The organism is Mycoplana dimorpha, from assembly GCF_003046475.1.
In the GTDB taxonomy this organism is placed as follows: domain Bacteria; phylum Pseudomonadota; class Alphaproteobacteria; order Rhizobiales; family Rhizobiaceae; genus Mycoplana; species Mycoplana dimorpha.
In genome coordinates this window covers 1-21427 of the sequence record NZ_PZZZ01000002.1, presented here as the reverse complement: position 1 = coordinate 21427, position 21427 = coordinate 1, and the positions used below count along the sequence as shown (strand labels likewise).

General features: G+C 64.2%; 17 protein-coding genes, 1 tRNA gene and 2 rRNA genes. 11 read left to right on the top strand and 9 right to left on the bottom strand.

The window, feature by feature from the left end:
• Positions 1-24: 24 nt before the first annotated feature.
• On the bottom strand, positions 25-963 hold the full coding sequence (locus C7449_RS03715; RefSeq protein WP_108001455.1) for a polysaccharide pyruvyl transferase family protein: 939 nt from the start codon (positions 961-963) through the stop codon (positions 25-27).
• Between the two features lie 45 nt (positions 964-1008).
• Complete coding sequence (locus tag C7449_RS03710) at positions 1009-1968, bottom strand: glycosyltransferase family 2 protein (protein WP_108001454.1); 960 nt, start codon at positions 1966-1968, stop codon at positions 1009-1011.
• A 123-nt stretch (positions 1969-2091) separates the two neighbouring features.
• On the opposite strand from C7449_RS03710, the gene C7449_RS03705 reads away from it, so the two are divergent.
• The 10 genes from C7449_RS03705 (at position 2092) to C7449_RS03660 (ending at position 15513) form a co-directional block, all read left to right on the top strand.
• Entirely contained in the window at positions 2092-3573 is a 1482-nt protein-coding gene (locus tag C7449_RS03705) for a lipopolysaccharide biosynthesis protein (RefSeq protein ID WP_108001453.1), read from the top strand.
• A gap of 419 nt (positions 3574-3992) precedes the next feature.
• Complete coding sequence (locus C7449_RS03700; RefSeq protein ID WP_108002038.1) at positions 3993-5123, top strand: acyltransferase family protein; 1131 nt, start codon at positions 3993-3995, stop codon at positions 5121-5123.
• 15 nt (positions 5124-5138) lie between these two features.
• Positions 5139-5918 (top strand): endo-1,3-1,4-beta-glycanase ExoK, encoded by a 780-nt coding sequence (gene exoK / locus C7449_RS03695; RefSeq protein WP_108001452.1) that lies wholly within the window; start codon positions 5139-5141, stop codon positions 5916-5918.
• A gap of 101 nt (positions 5919-6019) precedes the next feature.
• Complete coding sequence (locus C7449_RS03690) at positions 6020-7228, top strand: glycosyltransferase family protein (RefSeq protein WP_108001451.1); 1209 nt, start codon at positions 6020-6022, stop codon at positions 7226-7228.
• Entirely contained in the window at positions 7221-8246 is a 1026-nt protein-coding gene (locus C7449_RS03685) for a glycosyltransferase family 2 protein (protein ID WP_108001450.1), read from the top strand. Before C7449_RS03690 ends, C7449_RS03685 begins: the two co-directional genes overlap by 8 nt.
• Positions 8243-9184 (top strand): glycosyltransferase, encoded by a 942-nt coding sequence (locus C7449_RS03680; protein WP_108001449.1) that lies wholly within the window; start codon positions 8243-8245, stop codon positions 9182-9184. The genes C7449_RS03685 and C7449_RS03680 overlap by 4 nt, the downstream gene beginning before the upstream one ends.
• Positions 9181-10191 (top strand): glycosyltransferase family 2 protein, encoded by a 1011-nt coding sequence (locus C7449_RS03675; protein WP_108001448.1) that lies wholly within the window; start codon positions 9181-9183, stop codon positions 10189-10191. Before C7449_RS03680 ends, C7449_RS03675 begins: the two co-directional genes overlap by 4 nt.
• A 4-nt stretch (positions 10192-10195) precedes the next feature.
• Positions 10196-11101, top strand: coding sequence for a UTP--glucose-1-phosphate uridylyltransferase (locus C7449_RS03670; protein WP_108001447.1), 906 nt, complete (start codon positions 10196-10198; stop codon positions 11099-11101).
• Positions 11102-11176: 75 nt separating this feature from the next.
• Positions 11177-13510 carry a polysaccharide biosynthesis tyrosine autokinase gene (locus C7449_RS03665; protein ID WP_108001446.1) on the top strand — a complete coding sequence of 778 codons (2334 nt, stop codon included), beginning with the start codon at positions 11177-11179 and terminating at the stop codon, positions 13508-13510.
• Between the two features lie 470 nt (positions 13511-13980).
• On the top strand, positions 13981-15513 hold the full coding sequence (locus C7449_RS03660) for a phospholipase D family protein (protein WP_108001445.1): 1533 nt from the start codon (positions 13981-13983) through the stop codon (positions 15511-15513).
• A 50-nt stretch (positions 15514-15563) separates the two neighbouring features.
• Here the strand turns inward: C7449_RS03660 and C7449_RS03655 are convergent, their stop codons facing one another.
• The 4 genes from C7449_RS03655 to C7449_RS03640 all read right to left on the bottom strand — a co-directional run bounded on the left by C7449_RS03655 (position 15564) and on the right by C7449_RS03640 (position 19476).
• Positions 15564-15704, bottom strand: coding sequence for a DUF2474 domain-containing protein (locus C7449_RS03655; RefSeq protein ID WP_108001444.1), 141 nt, complete (start codon positions 15702-15704; stop codon positions 15564-15566).
• An 11-nt stretch (positions 15705-15715) separates the two neighbouring features.
• Complete coding sequence (gene cydB / locus C7449_RS03650; RefSeq protein WP_108001443.1) at positions 15716-16723, bottom strand: cytochrome d ubiquinol oxidase subunit II; 1008 nt, start codon at positions 16721-16723, stop codon at positions 15716-15718.
• 18 nt (positions 16724-16741) lie between these two features.
• Entirely contained in the window at positions 16742-18163 is a 1422-nt protein-coding gene (locus tag C7449_RS03645; protein WP_108001442.1) for a cytochrome ubiquinol oxidase subunit I, read from the bottom strand.
• Positions 18164-18438: 275 nt separating this feature from the next.
• Positions 18439-19476 (bottom strand): Ldh family oxidoreductase, encoded by a 1038-nt coding sequence (locus C7449_RS03640; protein WP_108001441.1) that lies wholly within the window; start codon positions 19474-19476, stop codon positions 18439-18441.
• 436 nt (positions 19477-19912) lie between these two features.
• Here C7449_RS03640 and C7449_RS03635 point away from each other — a divergent pair, with 436 nt between their 5' ends.
• Positions 19913-20533, top strand: a complete 621-nt coding sequence (locus tag C7449_RS03635) for a Crp/Fnr family transcriptional regulator (RefSeq protein ID WP_108001440.1) — start codon at positions 19913-19915, stop codon at positions 20531-20533.
• 294 nt (positions 20534-20827) lie between these two features.
• Here the strand turns inward: C7449_RS03635 and C7449_RS03625 are convergent.
• From C7449_RS03625 to C7449_RS03615, 3 genes are all read right to left on the bottom strand, one after another.
• Positions 20828-20904: transfer RNA gene (locus C7449_RS03625), tRNA-Met, on the bottom strand.
• Positions 20905-21011: 107 nt separating this feature from the next.
• Positions 21012-21126 (bottom strand): 5S ribosomal RNA (gene rrf, locus C7449_RS03620).
• A gap of 227 nt (positions 21127-21353) precedes the next feature.
• Positions 21354-21427, bottom strand: a 23S ribosomal RNA gene (locus C7449_RS03615); the annotation flags it as partial.

Genomic DNA, 21427 nt, shown 5'->3' with positions numbered 1-21427 from the left:
CACGATCGACATGGCGGTGAGGCGTCAAAGATAATCGCGCCGCACCCCGTCCAGAACGGCAAGGAAGCGATCCTTGCGCTCGGCGAGCACCGCATCGGCGCTCAGTTGCGGCTCGGCCCGGCTTGCCTGCCACAGTGCCAGCGCCGAGGGCGCGGCAAGCATCTGCTTGGCAGCCGAGCGCAGCGATGTCCGAGCCGGCGTCCGCACTATCAGCTCGCCGTCAGACCGCTCCGCCGGCGCCTCGGCTGGCGACCGCGACTCGAAGCCGACGCCCCAGAAGCGCGTGCCCTTGATGATCGCCTCGGCCCGGCTGGACACAGGGACCTGGCGCGGCCGATAGTTCACGCCCACCGTGCTCGCCCAGTCGTTCCACTTGAAACTGTTGATGTTGCGCGAAGTGGTCACCGCGATCCAGGGAACCCGGAAGGCGTCGGCCAGGATCGCGCCGTGCATGGACTCGGCGATGACCAGCTCCGATCGGGCGATCTCGGCGATCACCTCCTTCGCATCGCCGCGCGGATCGATGAAGTTGACGCCGACCGTGGCGCAGACCTCCGGCCAAAGCCCGGCGATGGCCGACTCCCAATGCGGCACGAAACTCATGCGGTGCGCCTTCGCCAGATGCCGGAACTCGGGCATCTCGGCCACCATCACGGCGGGGTCGATGATACCGAGGCTTTCATCGACCCCGATCTTGCGCGCGGTGAGCGGGCCGCGCACGCAACGAATATCCCACTCGCCCCGATCGCCCATGTCCGGCAGCGACCCGTAGCCGAAGCCGCTCCCCAGCACCAGTTTGCGCCCGCCTTCCGGCAGCAGCGCGCGGTTCAGCACGGTGCCGACCCCGACGAGCAGGACATCCGGGTGAACCCCGCGGAACCCCGGCAACAGGAAGTCCCAGAGCCAGAGGTTCAGGTCGTCGCCGAAATTGCCATGGTGCGATTCCCAGTAATAGGGCCTCATGCAGGTCTCCTTGTCGCGATGGGTCTGTCTGTAAGGTGGCGGCAGTCAGCGCGAGAACTTGCCAGCGGCGAGCTCGAAGGCGCTGCGCAACAGCGCGGGATCGCGCCAGACCCATTTGGCGAGCAGCTCCACCTGCGGCAGCTTGCGGCGCTTGACGAGCCGGGCCTGGCTCCAGAGCGCCTGGCGTCGCGCCGTGCTCTTGTAGGAGCGGATGGAGGCCGCTTCGGCCGAACGGCGCGCAAACCGGCCCTCAAGCGTGTCGAGTGCCACCCAGGTATTGAACTGCTGTTTCAGGAACTGCGGGGAATCGTTGTCAATCCCGTGGAAGATGTTGATCCCCTCGCCGCGCACGGCACCCGGCGCATCGCACAGAACGACACGCTTTGCCGCGAGCACACAGTCGCAAAAGAACAGCACGTCCTCGGCGGCAAGCCGCAGCTTTGGATCGAAGCGGACCGTCTCGAACAGGCTTCGGCCGATCACCATGCAGGAGAGGTGGAGGAAGCTCCAGTTCTTCAGCATGACGCTGGAAAGCTCCGGGATCTCGACCAAGAGCGGCTCGTCCTGCAGGCGCTCGACCCGCTCGGTCTTTTCGAGATCGGCGACGCCGAAATGATAATAGAATGCCTCGCCGCCGGTGATCGACGCCCAGTAGCAATCCGCCCCGAAACGGGTCATGGCATCATAGGCGTTGCGCAGATGATCAGGGGCCCAGACGTCGTCGGAATCGAGGAAGGCGACGAACTCCGTACCGGGCGGGGTATTGTCGAGCGCCGTGTTGCGCGCCCCTCCGGGACCGGCATTGTCCTGCCGGATGACGGTGATGCGGGCGCGCTGCTCGGGCGCAAGCGGCGCCAGTTCCTCATCGATCGGAAAGGGCGACTGGTCGTCGACCACGATGACGTCGAAGTCTGCGAAGGATTGGGCGAACACGGAGGCGAGCGCCCGCCTCAGGATGCCTGGTTCCTTCTGGTAGAATGGGATTGCAACAGTCAGCTTCGCCATCTTTTCGCCCTTGCGGTCTTCCTAAAAGAGGTGTGCCTGGTCTTTTCCCATCGGGTTAGGCCTTACCTACAGCGTTGATCCTCAAGCGGTTTTCGCTCTCTTCAGCTTGCTCAGGATGCTGCCATGCCCACCGTCGTCAATGCCAAATCGGTCACGCGCAACGTGGGATGGAGCGTGCTATCCAAGACAAGCACATTCGGGCTGAAGTTTGTCACGGTGCCGATTCTGGCGAGAATCCTGTCGCCGGAGGAGTTCGGCGCGGTCGCCGTCGCGCTTACGATCGTGCAGTTCATGGCCATGATCGCGGGGGCTGGTCTGGCATCGGCATTGATCGTCCAGCGCGACGAGGACATGCAGACGATCCACTCCGTCTTCTGGGCGAATCTGGCGATCTCCTGTCTGATGGCGCTCGGGCTTTTCGTGTGGGCGGAGCCGGTCGCAACGCTGCTCGGGGCCTCCGACGCGGCCTATCTGGTGCGCATCCTGAGCCTGCTGGTGCCGCTGCAGCTCGGTGGCGACGTCGCCTATGCGCTGCTGGCGCGGCGCATGCAGTTCAGCAAGGACGCGTTCTGGAACATGATCTCCGAATCGGCCGGTGCGCTCGCAGCCGTCTTGCTGGCGCTCGCCGGGCTCGGGGTCTGGGCGCTCGTGGCGCAGATCTTCCTGTCCGCGCTGATCCGTATCGCCGGCCTTTTTGCCGTCTCACGGTATGTGCCCGGCTTTTCATTCTCGATGCGCAAAGTACTCGGGATGACGCGGTTCAGCCTCGGCATGATGGGTTCCGAGATCGCCAATTTCGTCAGCTTCCAGTCGCCGATGGTGATCATCTCGCGCTTTCTCGGCCTGGCGGATGCCGGCGCCTATTCCGCGGCGAACCGGTTCTCGAGCATTCCGAACCAGGTCGTCCTGTCGGCCGTCATGGGCGTCCTCTTCCCGGCCTTCGGCAGCATGATGCAGGACCGCGCGCGGCGCTCGAATGCGCTCATGCTCAGCACCCAGGTGACGACCGTGTTGCTGGCGCCGATGATGTTCGGCCTGTGGGCCATCGCCGAGCCGGCCATGATGACCTTGTTCGGCCATCAGTGGGCCTATGCCTGGCCGGTACTGGGACTGCTGGCCCTGTCGAAAGGCATTCTGACGCCCTGCAGCACCTTTATCCCCTATCTGAAGGGCATCGGCCGCGGCGGCACGCTTTTCTGGTGGGCCATCCTGCGGGCGGCGGTCACGACTGTTGCGGTGGCCTACGGCGCCTACCAGGGTTCGCTGGTCGAGGCGATGGTGTGGCTCTGCATCGTCAACGGCCTGGTGCTCGTCGGCTATTCCTACGTCGTCTTCCGGGCTGACGGCACGCCGTTCTGGCGCGGTTTCCTGCTCTCCTGCCGCCCCATGTTCACGGCGCTCGTGATGGCGCTGGTGGTGCGGCTGCTGCTTGTCCATTTCGGCGCGCTGGTGCCGAACGCCGCGCTGCAGGTCGTCGCAGGAGCGCTGATCGGCGGCTTCGTCTATGGCGCGCTCCTCCTCGTCACCGAGCGGCGCCTCCTGCGAAGGCTCCTCGAACTCGCACGCAAGCCTGCGGCTGTCGCTGCGGCCGAACCTGCCGAATAAGCCGGCAGACCGCGGTCCGGCTGCCACAGGTCCGCCATATTCCGCCGTTCTCGCCGCGCGATTGAACTGCCAAATCGCAAGTTTCGGCAAATTCTCCAATAAATTCGCGGCTTTCAATGCAATCTGCCGTTGCCTGCCTGCGCTTCTATAAGCGGATTCTGCAAAACCCTGTGCCTTCGGCCGTTTTCCGGACAGACGGCGGACGGATCGAGGTCAGCAGACCGGGATTTCACCGCCGATCGACGCCGCCCTGCAACCCCATGCGAATCGTTTTTTGCTGCACTGCCATATTTTCCTGCCCGATGCGACCTACCCTTTCTCGGCGGACTTGGCGTCGCTTCGTAGGAAAGCGGTACCGGTCCGCTCTGTTTGAACCGGCTGTGGCAACGGCCCAGATAGAGGTGGCTGACATCGTGGAAATGAACGCGAACGTGTCGTCGCGAATCAACCTGATGCGCATACTGCTGATCTCGGGGATCGTTTTCGTGCACGTGCCCTACGATCCGGCAAATAGCCCGTTCACGGGTGCGAACGGGCTGATCGACTGGGTGCGCGTGTTCCTCGGCGACAGCCTGTTCCGGGTCGGCGTTCCCTGCCTCAGCGCGATCTCCGGATATCTCCTGTTCCGGCGCGGACTGGACGGCTTCAGCTACGGCACGATGCTTCGCTCGAAGGCAAGGACGGTTCTCGTGCCCTTCCTGCTCTGGAACGGCGCTTTCCTCGTGCTCGTCTGGCTCGCCCAGAAGAACGGCATCGGCGCCGGGTATCTGCCCGACGTCGTCGGGGCCACGCCGCGGGAGGTGGCGACCCTGGCCTTTGCCGCCGAAGGCTGGCCAATTAACCTGCCGCTCTATTTCCTGCGCGATCTACTGCTATGCCTGCTCCTGTCGCCGGTGCTGGGCTATCTTCTGATGCACCATCCCCGCGCCACCCTGCTGGCATTCCTCGCCTATGCCGTTCTGCCGGTGCCGAACGGCCTTTTCCTGAAGAAGTCGATCCTCTTCGGCTTCGGGGTCGGAATTGCCGTTGCGCTGCACCGGATCGATCTCAAGGCCGTGGACCGGCATGCGGGCGCCATCGTGCTCGCGGTCCTTTCGGCTGCGCTGCTGCTGTCCGTCGGCCTCTACGTCACCGGGCCTGAATTCCCGGTGTGGCTGGACGCGCTGCGCTCGGCGACGGCGCTTTCCGGCATTGTCGGTGCCTGGGCACTCTCCGCATTTCTCGTACAAACCCGCCTCGGCGGACGGTTGGCAACCGGTGGCGGTCTCAGCTTCTGGATCTTCTGCGCCCACTATCCGCTGCTGGTCGCGCTCTGGATGGCGTGGAACCGGCTCGGCACAGAGAACTACCCGCTGTTCTATTTCGCAGCGCCGCTGCTGGCGTTCGCGATCCTCATCCCCTCCCACGCCCTGGTGCGGCAAGGGCTCCCCACCCTGCACGCGCTCCTGACGGGCAACCGCGCCAGGCGCGGCAACGCAATGGGATCGCCCGCCAGTGGCGCGGTCCCTTCCGCGCAGCCCGCAGGCTGCTCGGCGAGCTCGCAACGCTGAAAGGTGTTATCGGCCATGATCAAACGAACCATCCAACCCGCTCTTGCGGCGATCCTTGCGGCAACCTTCTCCGTCCCCGCCTTCGCTCAGGAAGGCGCGACCGGCGCCTCCTTCGTGGAAAACTTCGATAGGCTCGACACATCGGTCTGGTACGTCTCCGACGGCTGGAACAACGGCGCGCACCAGAACTGCACCTGGTCGAAGGACCAGGTGCAAGTCAAGGATGGCGTGTTATCGCTCACCTTCGAGAAGCGCAAGCTCGGCGAGCGGGACTTCACCTGCGGCGAGATCCAGACGCGCAAGCGCTTCGGTTACGGCACCTACGAGGTCCGGATGAAGACAGCCGATGGCTCCGGGCTCAATTCGGCCTTCTTCACCTATATCGGCCCGGCCGACAAGAAGCCCCATGACGAGATCGATTTCGAGGTTCTCGGCAAGAACCCGGCCAAGGTGCAGCTCAACCAGTATGTCTCCGGCAAGGGCGGCAACGAGGCGCTGGCGGACGTGCCCGGCGGCGCCAACCGCGGCTTCAACGACTATGCCTTCGTCTGGGAAAAGGAGCGCCTGCGCTACTACGTCAACGGGCGACTGGTGCATGAGGTGACGGACGCGACGAAACTCCCCGTCAACGCCCAGAAGATTTTTGTCAGCCTCTGGGGCACCGACACGCTGAGCAACTGGATGGGCGCGTTCTCCTACACCGCCCCGACCAGCATGCAGATTGACCGGATCGCTTTCACTGCGCCCGGTGACAAGTGCCAGTTCTCCGAATCCGTGGCGTGCACGCTGAACTGAGCACTACCCCACCATCGTCGATCCCGGCAGGCGCACGCCGCGCCAGCCGGGATTTTACACGCAACCAGCCCGGCCCGTTCGGGCCAGAAGACGGAACCCCGATGCTGCGAATTCTCTATCTGGCGCACGACCTTGCCGACCCCGCGGTCCGGCGCCGGGTGCTCGGCCTGCAGGCGGGCAATGCAAGCGTTACGCTTGCCGGCTTTCGGCGCGGCGGGAAGTCGGGTGCTGCGATCAACGACGTGGCGCCGATTGATCTCGGCACGACCGAGGATGCCCGCTTCCTGCAGCGCGCCGGAGCGGTCGCCAAGGCCTGCTACAGGCTGCGCCAGTCTCTGAAGGGCGTGGAACGACCCGACCTCATCATCGCGCGCAACCTAGAAATGCTTGCCATCGCCCGCCGGGCCGTGGCCGTCATGGGCGGCGACGTGCCGATCGTCTACGAATGCCTGGACATCCATCGCCTGCTCCTGCGCAGCGACTGGCTGGGCCGGGTAATGAGAGCCGCCGAAGCAGGGCTCGGGCGGACCGCGCGGCTGCTAGTCACGAGTTCGCCCGCTTTCATCGAAAACTACTTCCGGCCGCTCTCCGGCATCGACGCGCCGATCCTGCTGCTCGAGAACAAGGTCCTGGAACTGCACGACGATCGTCCTTCGGCGCCGCAGCCGCGCTGCCCGGAGGCGGGTGAACCCTGGCGGATCGGCTGGTTCGGGGCGCTGCGCTGCCGCAAGTCGCTGGACCTGCTGTCGCGCTTCTCCCGGGCGATGGAAGGACAGGTCGAGGTCGTGATCCGCGGCCGGCCGGCCTATGCGGAGCTGAAGGACTTCGACACCTTCATGCGCGGCGAGCCGTTCATGACCTTCCGTGGCGCCTATCGCAATCCGGAAGACCTCGCCGAGATCTACGACGAGGTCCAGTTCTGCTGGGCGATCGACTTCTACGAGGAAGGCCTGAACTCGGCCTGGCTGCTGCCGAACCGCCTCTACGAGGGCTGCCGCTACGGCACCGTGCCGATCGCTATCTCCGGAACCGAAACCGCCCGCTACATCGCCGGCAGGGACATCGGGCTGGTTCTTGCGGATGCCACCGTCGACAACTTGGTCGAGCTCTTCTCGACAATCGATCAGGAAGACTACCTCGAGCGTTTCGCACGCATCGCCGGGCAGGGAACCGGACCATGGGCCGCCGGGCGCCGCGACTGCGAGGCGCTGGTGCGTCGGCTGACGCAAGTGGCCGGCGCACCGCGACCGACCCGTCGTCTTCGGACGCCGGCGCAGACCACAGCCATGGAGGCGGACCTGAATGACTGACGAAACCCTCAACTCCGTGCGCTGCCTGATCGTCATCCCCTGCCTTAACGAGGCCGCTCATATCGGCCCGCTGATCGACAGGCTCGGCGGCGCGCTGCAAGCCCTCGAGGCGACGCTCGTCGTCGTGGATGGCGGCAGTACCGACGGGACGCGGGATATCGTCCGCCACATCGCGGCTAAAAAGCCGCAGGTCGTGCTGCTGGACAATCCGAAGCGCATCCAGAGCGCGGCGGTGAACCTCGCCGTCGCCACCTTCGGGGCGCAGCACGACTACCTGATCCGGATCGACGCCCATGGCGACTATCCGGACGATTATTGCCAGCAGCTGGTCGACGAGGCCACGGCGACGGGCGCCGACTCTGTCGTCGTCGCCATGCAGACGGTCGGGTTCGGCGCCTTCCAGAAGGCGACCGCCGTCGCCCAGAACTCCAAGCTCGGCAACGGCGGCGCTCGCCATCGCCTTGGCGCTGCCAGCCACTGGACCGACCATGGCCATCACGCCCTGATGCGGATCGCCGCATTCCAGGCGGTCGGCGGTTACGACGAGACCTTCACCCACAATGAGGATGCCGAGCTCGACTTCCGCCTGAACGCTGCCGGCTACCGGATCTGGATGACCGACAAGACGAGCATGGTCTATTATCCGCGCGCCAGCGTCGGCCCGCTCTTCAGGCAGTATTTTGCCTACGGCCGCGGCCGGGCCCGCAACGTGCTGAAGCATCGCACCCGGCCGAGCCTGCGCCAGATGATACCGCTTTCGGTGGTACCGGTGACGGCGGGTGCGCTGCTTGCCTTCATCAACTGGGCCGCAGTCCTGCCCGCCGGCCTCTGGGTGGCCGCATGCCTTGGCTATGGCGTGTGGATGGCCGTTGGCCAACGCAATCCCTATGGCCCGCTTGCCGCAGTTTCGGCCATGGTGATGCATTTCGCCTGGTCGGCGGGTTTCTGGCGCGAACTTCTGGATCGTCGCCGCAGGCAGGCGCCGGTCTACGGAACCGGCGCGCAGGTGGCGCCATGACCCCGACGACCGCCCTGCCCTTCTGCTGCGTCGACATCGCCGTCTGCACCTTCCGGCGTCCGCATCTGGAGCAAACGCTGCGCTCGCTCGCCCTGCTCGATGTGCCCGACGACTGCTCCGTGCGGATCATCGTGGCCGACAACGACATCACGCCGAGCGCCGAGGCGCTGGTCGAGAGACTGCGCCCGGAGATGCCGTTCGGGATCGACTATGTGCATTGCCCGGCGTCGAACATCTCGATCGCGCGCAATGCCTGCCTGGACCACAGCCGCGGCGAGTTCCTCGCCTTCATCGACGACGACGAGACGGCCGCGCCGGACTGGTTGCTTCGCCTGATGGAGCAGATGAAAGCGAGCGATGCGGACGTGGTGCTCGGCCCCGTCAAGGCGAAGTATGGCGACCCTGCCCCGGAGTGGATGCGGCAGGCCGATTTTCACTCGACCCGCCCGGTCTGGGTCCGCGGCGAGATTCGCACCGGCTATACCTGCAACGTCCTGCTGCGGCTGACGGCGAGTGGGCTTGCCGGCCGACGCTTCAGCCTCGCGCTCGGAAAGACCGGCGGTGAGGACACGGAGTTCTTTGCGCTGGCGAAACGCGGCGGCGCCCGCATCGCCTTTGCTCCCGACGCTTGGGTATACGAACCGGTGATTGCCGGCCGCGCCACGCTCGGCTGGCTTGCCAAGCGCCGCTTCCGCATGGGCCAGACCCATGGCCGCCTCCTCGCTCAGCAGGCGGAAGGCCGGGGACGCCCGGCGCAGGTGGGCCTTGCAGCCGCCAAGGTGCTTTTCTGCGCCGCGGCTTCCGTCGTGACGATCTTCGCCCCCGCGCGCCGCTACGGCTACGGCCTGCGCGCGATCATGCACGCCGGCGTCGTCAGCGGTCTCATGGGGGTTCGCGAGATAGAGCAATACGGTCTGCCGGAGGCCAGCACCCGATGACCGACATACCCGACGTCACATTCGTGATCGCCGCCTACAATTCCGCCGGAACGGTCGTGCGCGCGATCGACAGCGCACTGGCGCAGAAAGGCGTCGCCGTCGAGGTCGTAGTCGTCGACGACGCCTCCACCGACGATACCCGCGAGGTCGTCGCAGCCATAGCGGATCCGCGCGTCCGCCTGGTCGCGCTGCCGCGCAACAGCGGCCCCGGCGGCGCTCGCAACGCCGGTCTGGAGATCGCACGCGGGCATTGGGTCGCCATCCTCGATTCCGACGATACTGTCGAGCCCGACCGTCTGGCCCGGCTGATCGCGCGCGCTACCAGGGCCGGTGCCCAGATCGCCGTCGACAATCTCGAGGTTGTCGCTGCCGACGGTTCGCGAACCCGGATGTTCGCGGAGGCGGAACTGGAGCGCCAGACGCTATTGACGCTGCCGGCCTTCATCGCCTCGAACGTCCTGTTCCGCAGCGAGCACAATTTCGGCTACATGAAGCCCGTCTTCGCGCGCAGTTTCCTCGTCGAACATGGCTTACGCTTCGACCAGTCGCTCTCGATCGGTGAGGACTACATCCTGCTCGCCTCGGCGCTGGCACGGGGCGGCCGATGCGTCGTCGAGCCGGTGGCCGGCTACGTCTATCATGTCCGGGAAGGTTCCATTTCCCGGGTACTTCGGAAGCACCACGTCGAGGCGATGATCCTGTCCGACCAGCGCTTCGTCGTCGATCACAGCCTTGGTCCGGCCGCAACAGCCGCGCAGCGCCGGCGGACCCGAAGCCTGAACGAGGCCTATTCCTTCCTGAGCCTCGTCGAGCACCTGAAGAACGGCGCGCTCGCCCGCGCGCTTCGCACGGCAATCGCCGATCCGGCGGCGCTGCGGCATCTGCGCATGCCGATCGCAGCTCGCCTGCGCCGCCTCGTGCGGGGCGGTCGGGCGGCAAGGAGAGCCGGCGCGAGCGCGGCGGGATCAACCATTTCGGGCAGGGGCCCACATAGCAGCAAAGGATAACGCCGTGGAAGTATTCAGACCCGTGCGCAAAGCCGTGATTCCGGTCGCAGGGAACGGGACCCGTTTCCTGCCCGCCACCAAGGCCATGCCAAAGGAGATGCTGACGATCGTGGACCGTCCGGTGGTGCAATATGCGCTCGACGAGGCCCGCGAGGCCGGCATCGAGCACATCGTCTTCGTCACCGGCCGCAACAAGCAGGCGATCCAGGATCACTTCGACGACGCGCCGGAACTGATCTCCACCTTGTCGCGCTCCGGCAAGGATGCCCAGGTCTGCGAACTGGAAGCGATGCTGCCGGCACCCGGCTCGGTCAGCTTCACCCGCCAGCAGGCACCGCTCGGCCTGGGCCACGCCGTCTGGTGTGCGCGCGAACTGATCGGCGACGAGCCGTTCGCGCTGCTGCTCCCCGACATGGTTTGCCACGGTCCCCGCGGCTGCATGGCCGGCCTGATGGACCTCTATTCTTCGGTCGGCGGAAACGTCGTCGGCGTCGAGCAGTGTGCGCCTTCCGAGACGTCGAAATACGGCATCGTCGGCAGGGGTGACACGGTAGCGCACGGTTTCGCCGTCACGGAAATGGTGGAGAAGCCGAAGCCCCAGGACGCGCCGTCGAACTTCTACCTGAACGGCCGCTACATCCTGCAGCCGGAGATTTTCGATATCCTCGCCCGCCAGCCGCGCGGCGCCGGCAACGAGATCCAGCTGACCGACGGCATGCTGCGGCTCTCGAAGGGCCGGCCGTTCCACGCCCATCCCTATGAGGGGCGCACCTTCGACTGCGGCTCCAAGCAGGGCTTCATCGAAGCCAACGTCGCCCTCGCCCTCGGCCGGGACGACATCGGCGGGCCGGTATTCGAGTCCGTTAGGGACATGGTCTTGTCTCATCAAGGCCGCATACAGGCGGCATAAGCACGCCAAACCGATTATCGACCTGTCCCGGCCCGCGCCGGGGCGGGTTTCCCGATCCGGGAAAGCGAGGTTGTCATGAACCAGAGAAGTCTACCGTTGACCAGACCGTTGCCGCGACAGGCCGAAAGCTCCGATTCCTTTATCGACATCGACCGGCTGCTGTCTGCAGCGCAGCGGCGCTTGAGGACGATCGCGGTCTGCACGGGCATCTTCGTCGTCGGCGGCATCGGCTATCTCGGCATCGCCACGCCGCTCTACACGTCGATGACGCAGATCCTGCTCGATGACAGCCTGTCCCGCTATGCCGAGGAGGAGAACGCCTCCCCGCAGAACGCCCAGCAACTGGATACGCGCATCGCCAGCACGGTGGAACTGCTCAAATCCACAAAGCTGGCGCTGCGCGTCGTCGACCAGGCGGACCTTTCCGGCGAAGCTGACCTGGTCGATCCGCCTCGCTCGCCGGTCGCGACCATCAAGGACTGGGTAAAGGCGGTTGCCGGCATCTTCTCCGGAGGGGATCCCGTTTCTGAGCAGGCGGCTGCAAACGCCAAGCGGCACAAGGCGGCGGCGAAGCTGCAGCAATCGCTTAGGGTCGAGCGGGTCGGCCGAAGCTCGGTCCTGTCGGTCGCCTTCACCTCCCCCGATCCACAGCTGTCGGCGCTGGTCGCCCGCACCTATGCGGACGCCTACCTCTCCGACCAGTTGAGCGCGAACCTTGAAGCCTCCGAGCGCGCCTCCGTCTGGCTGCAGGAGCGGCTCGACGAACTCGGCAAGCGCACCCAGGCGGCCGCCATGGAGGTAGAAACCTACAAGCGCGAGAACAAGCTGACTTCGACACGCGGTGCGCTGATGTCGGAACAGCAACTCGCCGATCTCAACAGCCAGCTGATCATCGCCCAGGCGGACGCCGCCAGCGCATCGGCGCGTTACGAGCAGTTGAAGTCGATCGTCGATCAGGGCCCGGAGGGGGCGGTCCGCAATTCGGCCATGGCCACCAAGGAGATCGACAACTCCGCCATCCAGGCCCTGCGCACGCGCCATGCCGCCGTCAGCAAGCGCGAGCAGGAGGTGACGAAGGATTTTGGCGCCGATCATCCGCAGGCCGTGGCGCTGCGGACAGAGCAGCAGGACCTCGCCCAACAGATCTTCCGCGAGTTGCAGCAGATGACCGCGACCTTCCGCAACGAGTACGAGGTCGCCCGTTCGCGCGAGACCTCGCTGCGCGACAGCATCGACACTGTGGCGGGCAAAAATTCCGACGCCAACGAGGCGCAGGTCAAGCTGCGCGAGCTGGAGCAGAAGGCCACGGCCATCAAGGCCGTCTACGAATCCTATCTTAACCGCTACGAGCAGGCGTCCCAGCAACGCTCCTTCCCGATCGCCAAGGCGCGCGTGATCTCCGAGGCGGGCGTGCCGGTCGCGCCCTCCAGCCCGAAGAAAACGATGGTGCTGGCGCTTTCGGCAGTGCTTGGCATGATGGCGGGCGGGGCACTGGCGTTCGTTCTGGAAATGCAAGAGCGCGGGCTGCGGCTCGAAAGCGACGTGCGCTCGCTGCTGCGGCATCGTTCGCTCGGCTATCTGCCGCTGATCGGCGGCAAGCCGAAGAAGCGCTTCGCGTTGCGCGACATTCTAAAGCCGCGGCAGGTGGATGACGGCGAGGTCGGGGAAATCGAGGACGCAATGCCGCTCGAGCAGATGACCCGCATCGTCCGCGAGGCGCCGAAATCGGCCTTCGCCGAGACGCTGCGCCACGCCAAGCACGCTTGCGAGGTGCTGCTGCAGCGGCGGACAAACCGGGTGATCGGCATCATTTCCGCCGCACCGGGCGAGGGAAAGACCACCGTTGCGGCCAATTTCGCGCTGCTGCTCGCCTCGGCCGGCAAACGGACGCTTCTGGTCGACGCCGACCTGCGCAATCCGAGCCTCAGCCGCATGCTGAAGCCGGTGCCCCAGGCCGGGCTGGTCGAGGCCGTGCTCGATGATGTTTCCTGGTCCTCCACGGTCAAGGTCGACCAGCAGACCAGGCTGGCCGTCCTGCCGATCGCCACCGACAGCAACGATGTGGGCTTCCACTACACGAACGAAATCTTCACCGCGCCAGGGATGGCGACGCTGATGGAGAACGCGCGCAAGACATTCGACTACACGATCGTCGATCTTGCCCCGCTCGGCCCATTGGTCGACTCGAAGGCATTCGCGCAGCACGCCGACGGCTTCATCCTTGTCCTGGAGTGGGGCAAGACGCCGGCGCGGCTGGTAAGGGAGATGCTGGATGCCGAGATCGACATCAATTCAAAGATCCTCGGCGTCGTGCTCAACAAGACCGACATGGAGGAACTCCCCGCCTTTGCCGATCAGGGCGGCGCGGAAAAGTTCCGCAAGCAGTACGCCAAGTACTACGTGGAATAGGCGCCGGGGCGGGAAGGCGTCGATTGCCCGGAATGAGAATTGACGCCCATGGCCAGTTGATAAACCAATGCATTCGTGGCCTTCGTCGCGCGCTGAGGTGCCCGAACTGCGTTGCTCAACGGCCCAAAAACCTTGGCGTCGTGAACTGAACCGCGAATTGGCCCTTTGAACGTGACCCGCACGATCCGTAGGCCTCCCTGCCGACCGGTCCGCGCTCCTCGGCCACCGCGATCTCGACCGCTGCGCAAGGCAGCCGCAGAACCGGTCATTTATGAACTGGCCTGTCGATCCGCATTGCTTGGGCGTCCATGAGAGACGGATGAAGCCTGATCGCGCCGGATCGTTGTCATTTCGCGAATGCTATCGGTGCGGTATCCTCCGATATTCTTTTCGCGAGACCGGGCTCCCTTCAGGCTGTTCCGGTCCGGGGTCAGAGGGGGAGCGCGAGAAATGTGCTGACAAGAATCGGGATGACGGTGGCCCTGGTCATCGCGGTTTTGGCCACCGCGCATTTTGCATTCAGGCCGCCATCGCTTGAGGGGCGGACCATCACCCGCGCTGTCGAGGCATCGACTTCAACGGTGCTCGGCCGGCTCGCCTTGGAGCCGCCTTCACGGCAAAACGGCGGCAGCGGCGTGATATCCATGCTCGACGGCCCGGATGCGCTTGCCGCGAGGATCGCGCTGATCCGAGAAGCCGAGGTTGCCCTCGATGTCCAGTACTACATTTGGGCGCGCGACACGACAGGGCTGATCCTGCTCGATGAACTGCGCAAGGCAGCCGGACGCGGCGTCCGCATTCGCCTGCTGCTCGACGACAACGGGCTCAGGGGACTGGACAACGATCTCGCCGCACTCGATGCCTTGCCCAACGTCGAGGTTCGGCTGTTCAACCCCTTCATTTTCCGCAGATTGAAGCCACTGGGCTATGCCTTCGACTTCGTCCGCCTGAACAGGCGGATGCACAACAAGTCGCTCACCGCGGATGGCGCCGTCAGCATCCTCGGGGGCCGCAACATCGGCGATGTTTACTTCGGCTTCGGAAGCGGCGTGCAGTTCCTCGACACGGACGTTATGGTCACAGGGAAGGCAGCCGTCGACATCGGCGCAGACTTCGATCGCTACTGGCAGAGCCGCTCTTCTCACCCCATTGCCCGCATTGTTGGGCAAGTGAATCAAAACGCGCTCGACCGGATGGTGTCCGATGCGAGCAAGGCCGCGAGCTCGACGGATGGGCGGCTCTATTTCGAACGGTTGCGGAGCTCGAACCTCGTCAGGCAGATCGTCGCGGGCACGCTGAGCTTCGAGTGGACCGAGGTTGTCGTGATAAGCGATGACCCGGCCAAGGGAATGGGCGAAGCCGAGCACAAAGACCTGCTTTTCCCGCAACTGATGGCACTGCTCTCGAAGCCTTCGCAGTCGGTGGATCTCGTTTCCGCCTATTTCATTCCCGGCAGGGCTTTCTCTGACATGCTCGCAGCGTTGGCGCGTAGTGGCATTCGGGTGAGGATACTCACCAATTCGCAAGCGGCGACCGACGTCGTCGTCGTGCACAGCGCCTATGCGAAGTATCGGCCGCAGCTCTTGCGGTCGGGGGTGGCACTTTACGAGCTCAAGCCGGAGTATTCGGCACGGGACGAGCCCCACATGGAAGGCCGTGCAGGATCCTCGCGCGCCAGTCTCCACTCCAAGACCCTTGCCGTCGACGAGAAGCGGATTTTCATCGGCTCGTTCAATTTCGATCCTCGCTCCGTGTTTCTCAATACCGAAATGGGTGTCCTGATCGACAGTCCGCGCATGGCCAAGGATCTTTCCACCTACTTTTCGGAGCGATTCCATCAGGTCAGTTATGTTCCCGAACTGACCGGAGACGCTGCAATCGCATGGGCGGAAATCGGAACCGACGGCGTGCGGATTTTCCACCAGACAGAGCCGGGCACGAATTTCATGTCGCGCCTGCTCCTTCGGATCCTCGGCTTGCTTCCGATCGAATGGCTCCTCTAGGGCTCCAATCTGCGTATGCCGCAAGCCTCGTTGCAGAGCCATCCGGATGGTCAGGCGGTGAGGCCCGCCATGTTCATGATCAGGCGGAAGGCCAGCGCGACCGCACCGAGCGCGAGCACGCTTGCAGCCCAGATCAACACAAGCCAGCCGAGCCGCTTCGGCCAGGATCCTGGCGTTTGGTGGTGGTCCATCGGTGCATCTCTCAATGGTAGCCTTCGCCGGCCTTCACCTTGCCGCGGAAGACGTAATAGGACCAGGCGGTGTAGCCGAGGATAATCGGGATGATGAACAGCGCTCCGACCAGGGTGAACCCCATGCTCTGGGGCGGAGCCGCTGCTGCGCGGATCGTAACGTCCGGAGGGATGATGTAGGGCCAAAGACTGATGCCCAGGCCGCTATAGCCGAGAAACAGCAGAAACAGGGCAAGCAGGAACGGAGCCGCATGCGGATCGCGCTCGAGGGTCTGCAAGATTGCCCAGGCCGTCAGCAGGACCAGGATCGGAACCGGCGAGAAGAACAGGATATTGGGGAAGGTGAACCAGCGTGCGGCGATCGCCGGATGTTCGAACGGCGTCCAGAGACTGACCACCCCGATGACGGCGAGAAGCACAAGGGTGATCGGCCGCGCCAGCGCCACCATCCGGGCGCGAAGGTCACCTTCGGTCTTGATGATCAGCCAGGTCGAGCCGAGCAGCGCATAGGCAACGAGCAGGCCGACGCCGGTGAACAGGCTGAACGGCGTGATCCAGTCGAGCGCTCCGCCAAGATAGGTCGGCCCGTCGGTCGGAAAGCCACTGAGGAAGGCTCCCAGTGCGACGCCCTGGAAGAAGGTCGCGACATAGGAGCCCCCCATGAACGCCTTGTCCCAGAACGACTTGTGATGTTCGTCGGCCTTGAAGCGGAATTCGAACGCGACGCCCCGCCAGATCAGACCGAGCAGCATCAACACAAGCGGCAGATAGAGCGCGCTGAGGACGACCGAGTAGGCCAGCGGGAAAGCCGCCATCAGGGCGGCGCCGCCGAGAACCAGCCAGGTTTCGTTGCCATCCCACACCGGCGCCACGGTATTGACCATGACGTCGCGATCCGCCCGATCGCGAATGAAGGGGAACAGGATTCCAATGCCGAGGTCGAAACCGTCCATCACCACATACATCATCAGCCCGAAGGCAATGATGACGGCCCAGACGACGGGAAGATCGATGCCCATTGCTCCGGTCTCTCCTGGTTAACTGGTCGATGGCTGCGCGTCGACATCGTCGGGTGCTGCTGAAAGCGGCCGTGCCGGGCGGCGATGCGGCTGCGAGTCCTTCTCGGGCGGAACCTCCTCGTTGTTGTCCGGTCCCTTCCCGATCAGCTTCAGCATGTAGCGGGTGCCGATGCCGAACACGAAGACATAGACCACCACGAACACACCGAGGGTGATGCTCATCGTCAGCGTTGAATGATTGGACACGGCGTCCTTCGTCCGCATGGCGCCGTAAACGATCCAGGGCTGACGTCCGATCTCGGTGGTGAACCAGCCGGCGAGAATGGCGACCAGCCCGGCGGGTCCCATCCATGTCGCCAGGTGGAGGAACGCCCGGGTGTCGTACAGGCGACCTCTCCAGCGCAGCCACAGGGCCCAGAGGGCGAGAAGCAGCATCAACAGGCCGAGCCCCACCATCACCCGGAAACTCCAGAACACCACGGTGGAGTTCGGCCGGTCCTCGGGGGCGAACTCCTTCAGCGCGGGGAACTGGCCGTTCCACTCGCGCGTCAGGATAAAGCTGCCGAGATTGGGTATCTCGACGGCGTAATGCGTCGCCTCGGCCGCCATGTCCGGCCATCCGAACAGGACGAGCGGCACGCCCTGGCCCGGCTTGTTTTCCCAGTGTGCTTCGATCGCCGCAATTTTCGCGGGCTGGTACTTGAGCGTGTTCAGGCCATGCAGGTCGCCGACGAAAATCTGGATCGGCGCGACGGCGAGGATCATCCACATCGCCATCGACAGCATGGTGCGGAGGCGGTCGTTGTCGTCGCCGCGCAGAAGATGCCAGGCTGCGGAGGCACTGACCAACAGCGCGGTGGTGAGATAGGCGGCGAGCGTCATATGGACGAGGCGATAGGGGAAGGAAGGATTGAAGATCACCGAGAACCAGTTCACCGGCACCACCACCCCGTCGACGACCTCAAATCCCTGCGGCGTCTGCATCCAGCTGTTGGAGGCAAGGATCCAGGTGGCGGAGATGAGCGTGCCCAGCGCCACCATGAGGGTCGAGAGGAAATGCAGACCGGGACCCACCCTGTTCCAGCCGAACAGCATGACGCCAAGGAAGCCGGCTTCGAGGAAGAAGGCCGTCAGCACCTCATAGGCAAGCAGCGGACCGGTGATGCTGCCGGCAAAGGCCGAGTAGTAGCTCCAGTTCGTGCCGAACTGATAGGCCATCACGAGCCCCGAGACGACACCCATGGCGAAATTGACGGCGAATACCTTCACCCAGAAAAAATACAGGTCCTTGTAGACGGTTTGCTTCGTCCATAGCCAAAGCCCCTCGAGCACGGCCAGGTAGCTGCCGAGCCCGATGGTGATGGCTGGAAAAATGATGTGGAAGGAAACGGTGAAACCGAACTGGATACGGGCCAGTTCAAGCGCGGTCAGTCCGAACACGATCGATGTCCCTCCTTGCCACGGTCATCGGGCCGGATGGCTGGGATCCTTGTGCGGGACAGGTTGCATCCGTTGCACCTTCACTGCAAGAGCGAAGATGTCTGGCCGGATCACAATAATTGCCGCGGTCGCTGCGGGATCATGACGGGATCGACGGATCGCCGCAACCGGCTATGCGGCCACCCGGAGGGTTCAGCCGCGTGAAAACATGCCGGAAACGCGGCGCAATTCGGCCATCTGGAGATCTCCGAGGCGCAATCGGAACCCGCGGGTCCTCAGCCGCCTGCGAGGGCGAGGATCCGGTCGTGAAGCGCACGGGAAACCCTGATACCCTCGGCATCGCTTCGCAGCCGTGCCCGGTAGCGCCGCTCCGACGGCAGCCTTGCTCCCTGACCGGCAATTGCGCCAAAGAGCGCCTCGGCCGCCTGATCGTTGCGCTCGATGCTGTCGCGGCCCAGCAGAGCCGGGTTGAAGGCGATGACAAGCTCTCCGTGGCACGGGGCGGCTTTCGCCCCGGCATCGAAGTCCATCGACTGCATGCTCGTCATGTCCCCGATCAGCGGCCCCGCCAGCAGTTCGACCATGGTGGCGAGCGCCGACCCCTTATGCCCGCCGAACGTCAGCATCGCCCCGGACAGGACGGCCTGCGGATCGGTGGTTGGGTTGCCATCGGAATCGATGCCCCACCCCACCGGGATCGTCTTGTTGTCCCTGCGGTGGAGGGCGATCTCGGCGCGTGCGGCCGCACTTGTGGCGAAGTCAAAGACGTAGGGCGGATGCCCTTGGCGAGGCCAGCCGAACGCAATCGGGTTGGTTCCCAGCACCGGCTTGGAGCCGCCGGCGGGCGCAACCCAGCTGTGGCTCGGGTTCATGACAAGCGCCGCCAGGCCATGGGCGGTGATGGCTTCGACTTCCGGCCACAGCGCGGTGGAGTGAAAGCAGTTGTTGATCGCCAGAACCGACACGCCGAGGGCCTGTGCCTTCTGCACCAGCAGCGGCAGTCCGCGCTCGAATGCGAGCAGCGAATAGCCAAAATCGGCATCGATCCTGGTGGCCGCGGCCGAGACCTCCTGCGGCCGTGGATCCGCGTTCCTGTTGAAGCGTGGATGGGCCATCGTGTCCAGGCAGCCCAGCAGCCTTTGAAGGCCATGGGATCTGCAATCGTCGCGCTCGGCCGCCGCCATTGCGCGAGCCAGCGGCTCTGCCTGCGCGCTCGACAGACCATTCCGCGTCAGCACCCGCATCGCCAGTTCAGACACCGCCTCAACCGCCAGAACAATCTCGTCGTGTCCGTCTTGCAAGCTCAATCCCATGCTCCTCAAAGGTGATATTTCGGCTCGATGCACCTAACTCATTAGTGATGTATACATCAGGTATACACAGCAGCGTTGACAATGCAAGCCAACGCCACAGGCTCTCGGCACGCGGAGGCTGAGCATTTTTCGGTAAAGCGAACCCTCGAATACCGTAATGGTAGCGGAGAGGAGCCGACGCGAAGGCGGCCCCGAAAAACCGGATCCCCGGATACCCGCATCGATCTGGCCCGATGCTTGTTCCTTGCCGCCTTTTCCTGGGGAGAAGGTGTCTGCCCGGCCGCGGACCGTTCATTATACTTTTTGGTTCCGATACGATCGTCATATTTGACGATCGTCATGTTTGCTGGCTTGGAAAGGACGCGACATCTCTCGGAGCTTCGAAATCAGAAACCGGATCATCCGTGCGCTACCCCCCGATGCGCAGACGTTCGTGATGGAACGCTCGAGCACGCGGGAAATTCATGCCGGTGAGATGATCTATGAGGATGGCGCGCCCTTCACGCATGCCGTCTTTCCCCACGAGGGCGTGCTTTCGCTGATGGCGGTCATGCAGGACGGCAGAGGCGTCGAGAAAACCTCGATCGGGCTTGAGGGTTTTTTGGGGTTCGTGCTCCTGATGGGCGGCGGCAATGCCATCAGCCGCTCGATCGTGCGGGTTTCGGGCTATGCGTCATTGATGCCCATCCCCGACCTCGATGCGGCGCTCGAACGGTTCCCCTGCGTGGGCGAAACCATTCTCCGCTACGCGAAGCTGCTCATTACCCAGACCATGGAGGCGGTGGCATGCAACAGCCTGCATGTCGCCGAGCAGCGCATTGCCAGGTGGCTGCTGCACGCCCTTGACCGGGTGACGGGCGATGCGTTCCAGATCACGCAGCAGGCGCTGTCCGAGGTGCTTGGCTTGCGGCGGGCCACCGTGAACGAAGTGTGTTCGCGACTGCAGGACGACGGCATTCTCGTCTATTGGCGCGGCTCGCTGGCGGTACTCAATCGCGACGCTCTGGAGAGCAGAAGCTGCGAGTGCTACCGACGCGTCCGGCGCCTGTCGCTGTAGGCGGCGATGCTGACGCCAGCGACAGCGAGTGGGCCATTCCGGTCTTCCTCAGCCCCGAGGATCGTGAGCTGATCAAACGGCCAATAAACGGCGGCCGTGCATCGGCCGGCGAGCGCCGCCTCGAGTTTGTAAAACCTCCCGGACGAACTCACCTGACTTTTCCATGACCTGGACACTCGCCTGGCGGGGCGGCAGCCGCGAGCTGCCGCTGCGCCAGACTTGGCGCTTAAACGCAAAAAAACTCCTCGGCGCTTATGCGGAGGAGCTTTTGAGAGGCGGTTTGGATGGTGGTTCTGGTTGCGGGGGCAGGATTTGAACCTGCGGCCTTCAGGTTATGAGCCTGACGAGCTACCGGGCTGCTCCACCCCGCGTTATTCTTTGCGCTTCAACGCATATGGGCCGCGTGCGCGGCCCTTTCAAGTGCCGGCTGGACCGGTCGGTGATCGAGAAGATTGGTTCATCGATTTGCCTTTAGCAGACCTGGCAGCGACCTACTCTCCCGCGTCTTGAGACGAAGTACCATTGGCGCTGGGGCGTTTCACGGCCGTGTTCGGAATGGGAACGGGTGCAGCCACCCCGCCATGACCACCAGGTCGGCTAAGGGCAAATTGATGTGAGAAGCTGGCGAGGCGGAGCCTCTTTTGTCTTTGAACACGTCTTTCAATGAACTCTTTCCTCGGGCGGCACCCTGGGCACTCGTCGAAGCATCGCTTCGCAAGGCCAGCGGCCGTCGCGCCTCGTGGCGCGGCCCGTCCGGAGCGCTTCAGCGCGTCAGGACAAAGAGTGTTCATTGTTCATGCGATGAGCATGAACAATGAGAACGATCAAGCCGATCGAGCGATTAGTACCGGTAAGCTTCACACATTGCTGCGCTTCCACACCCGGCCTATCAAC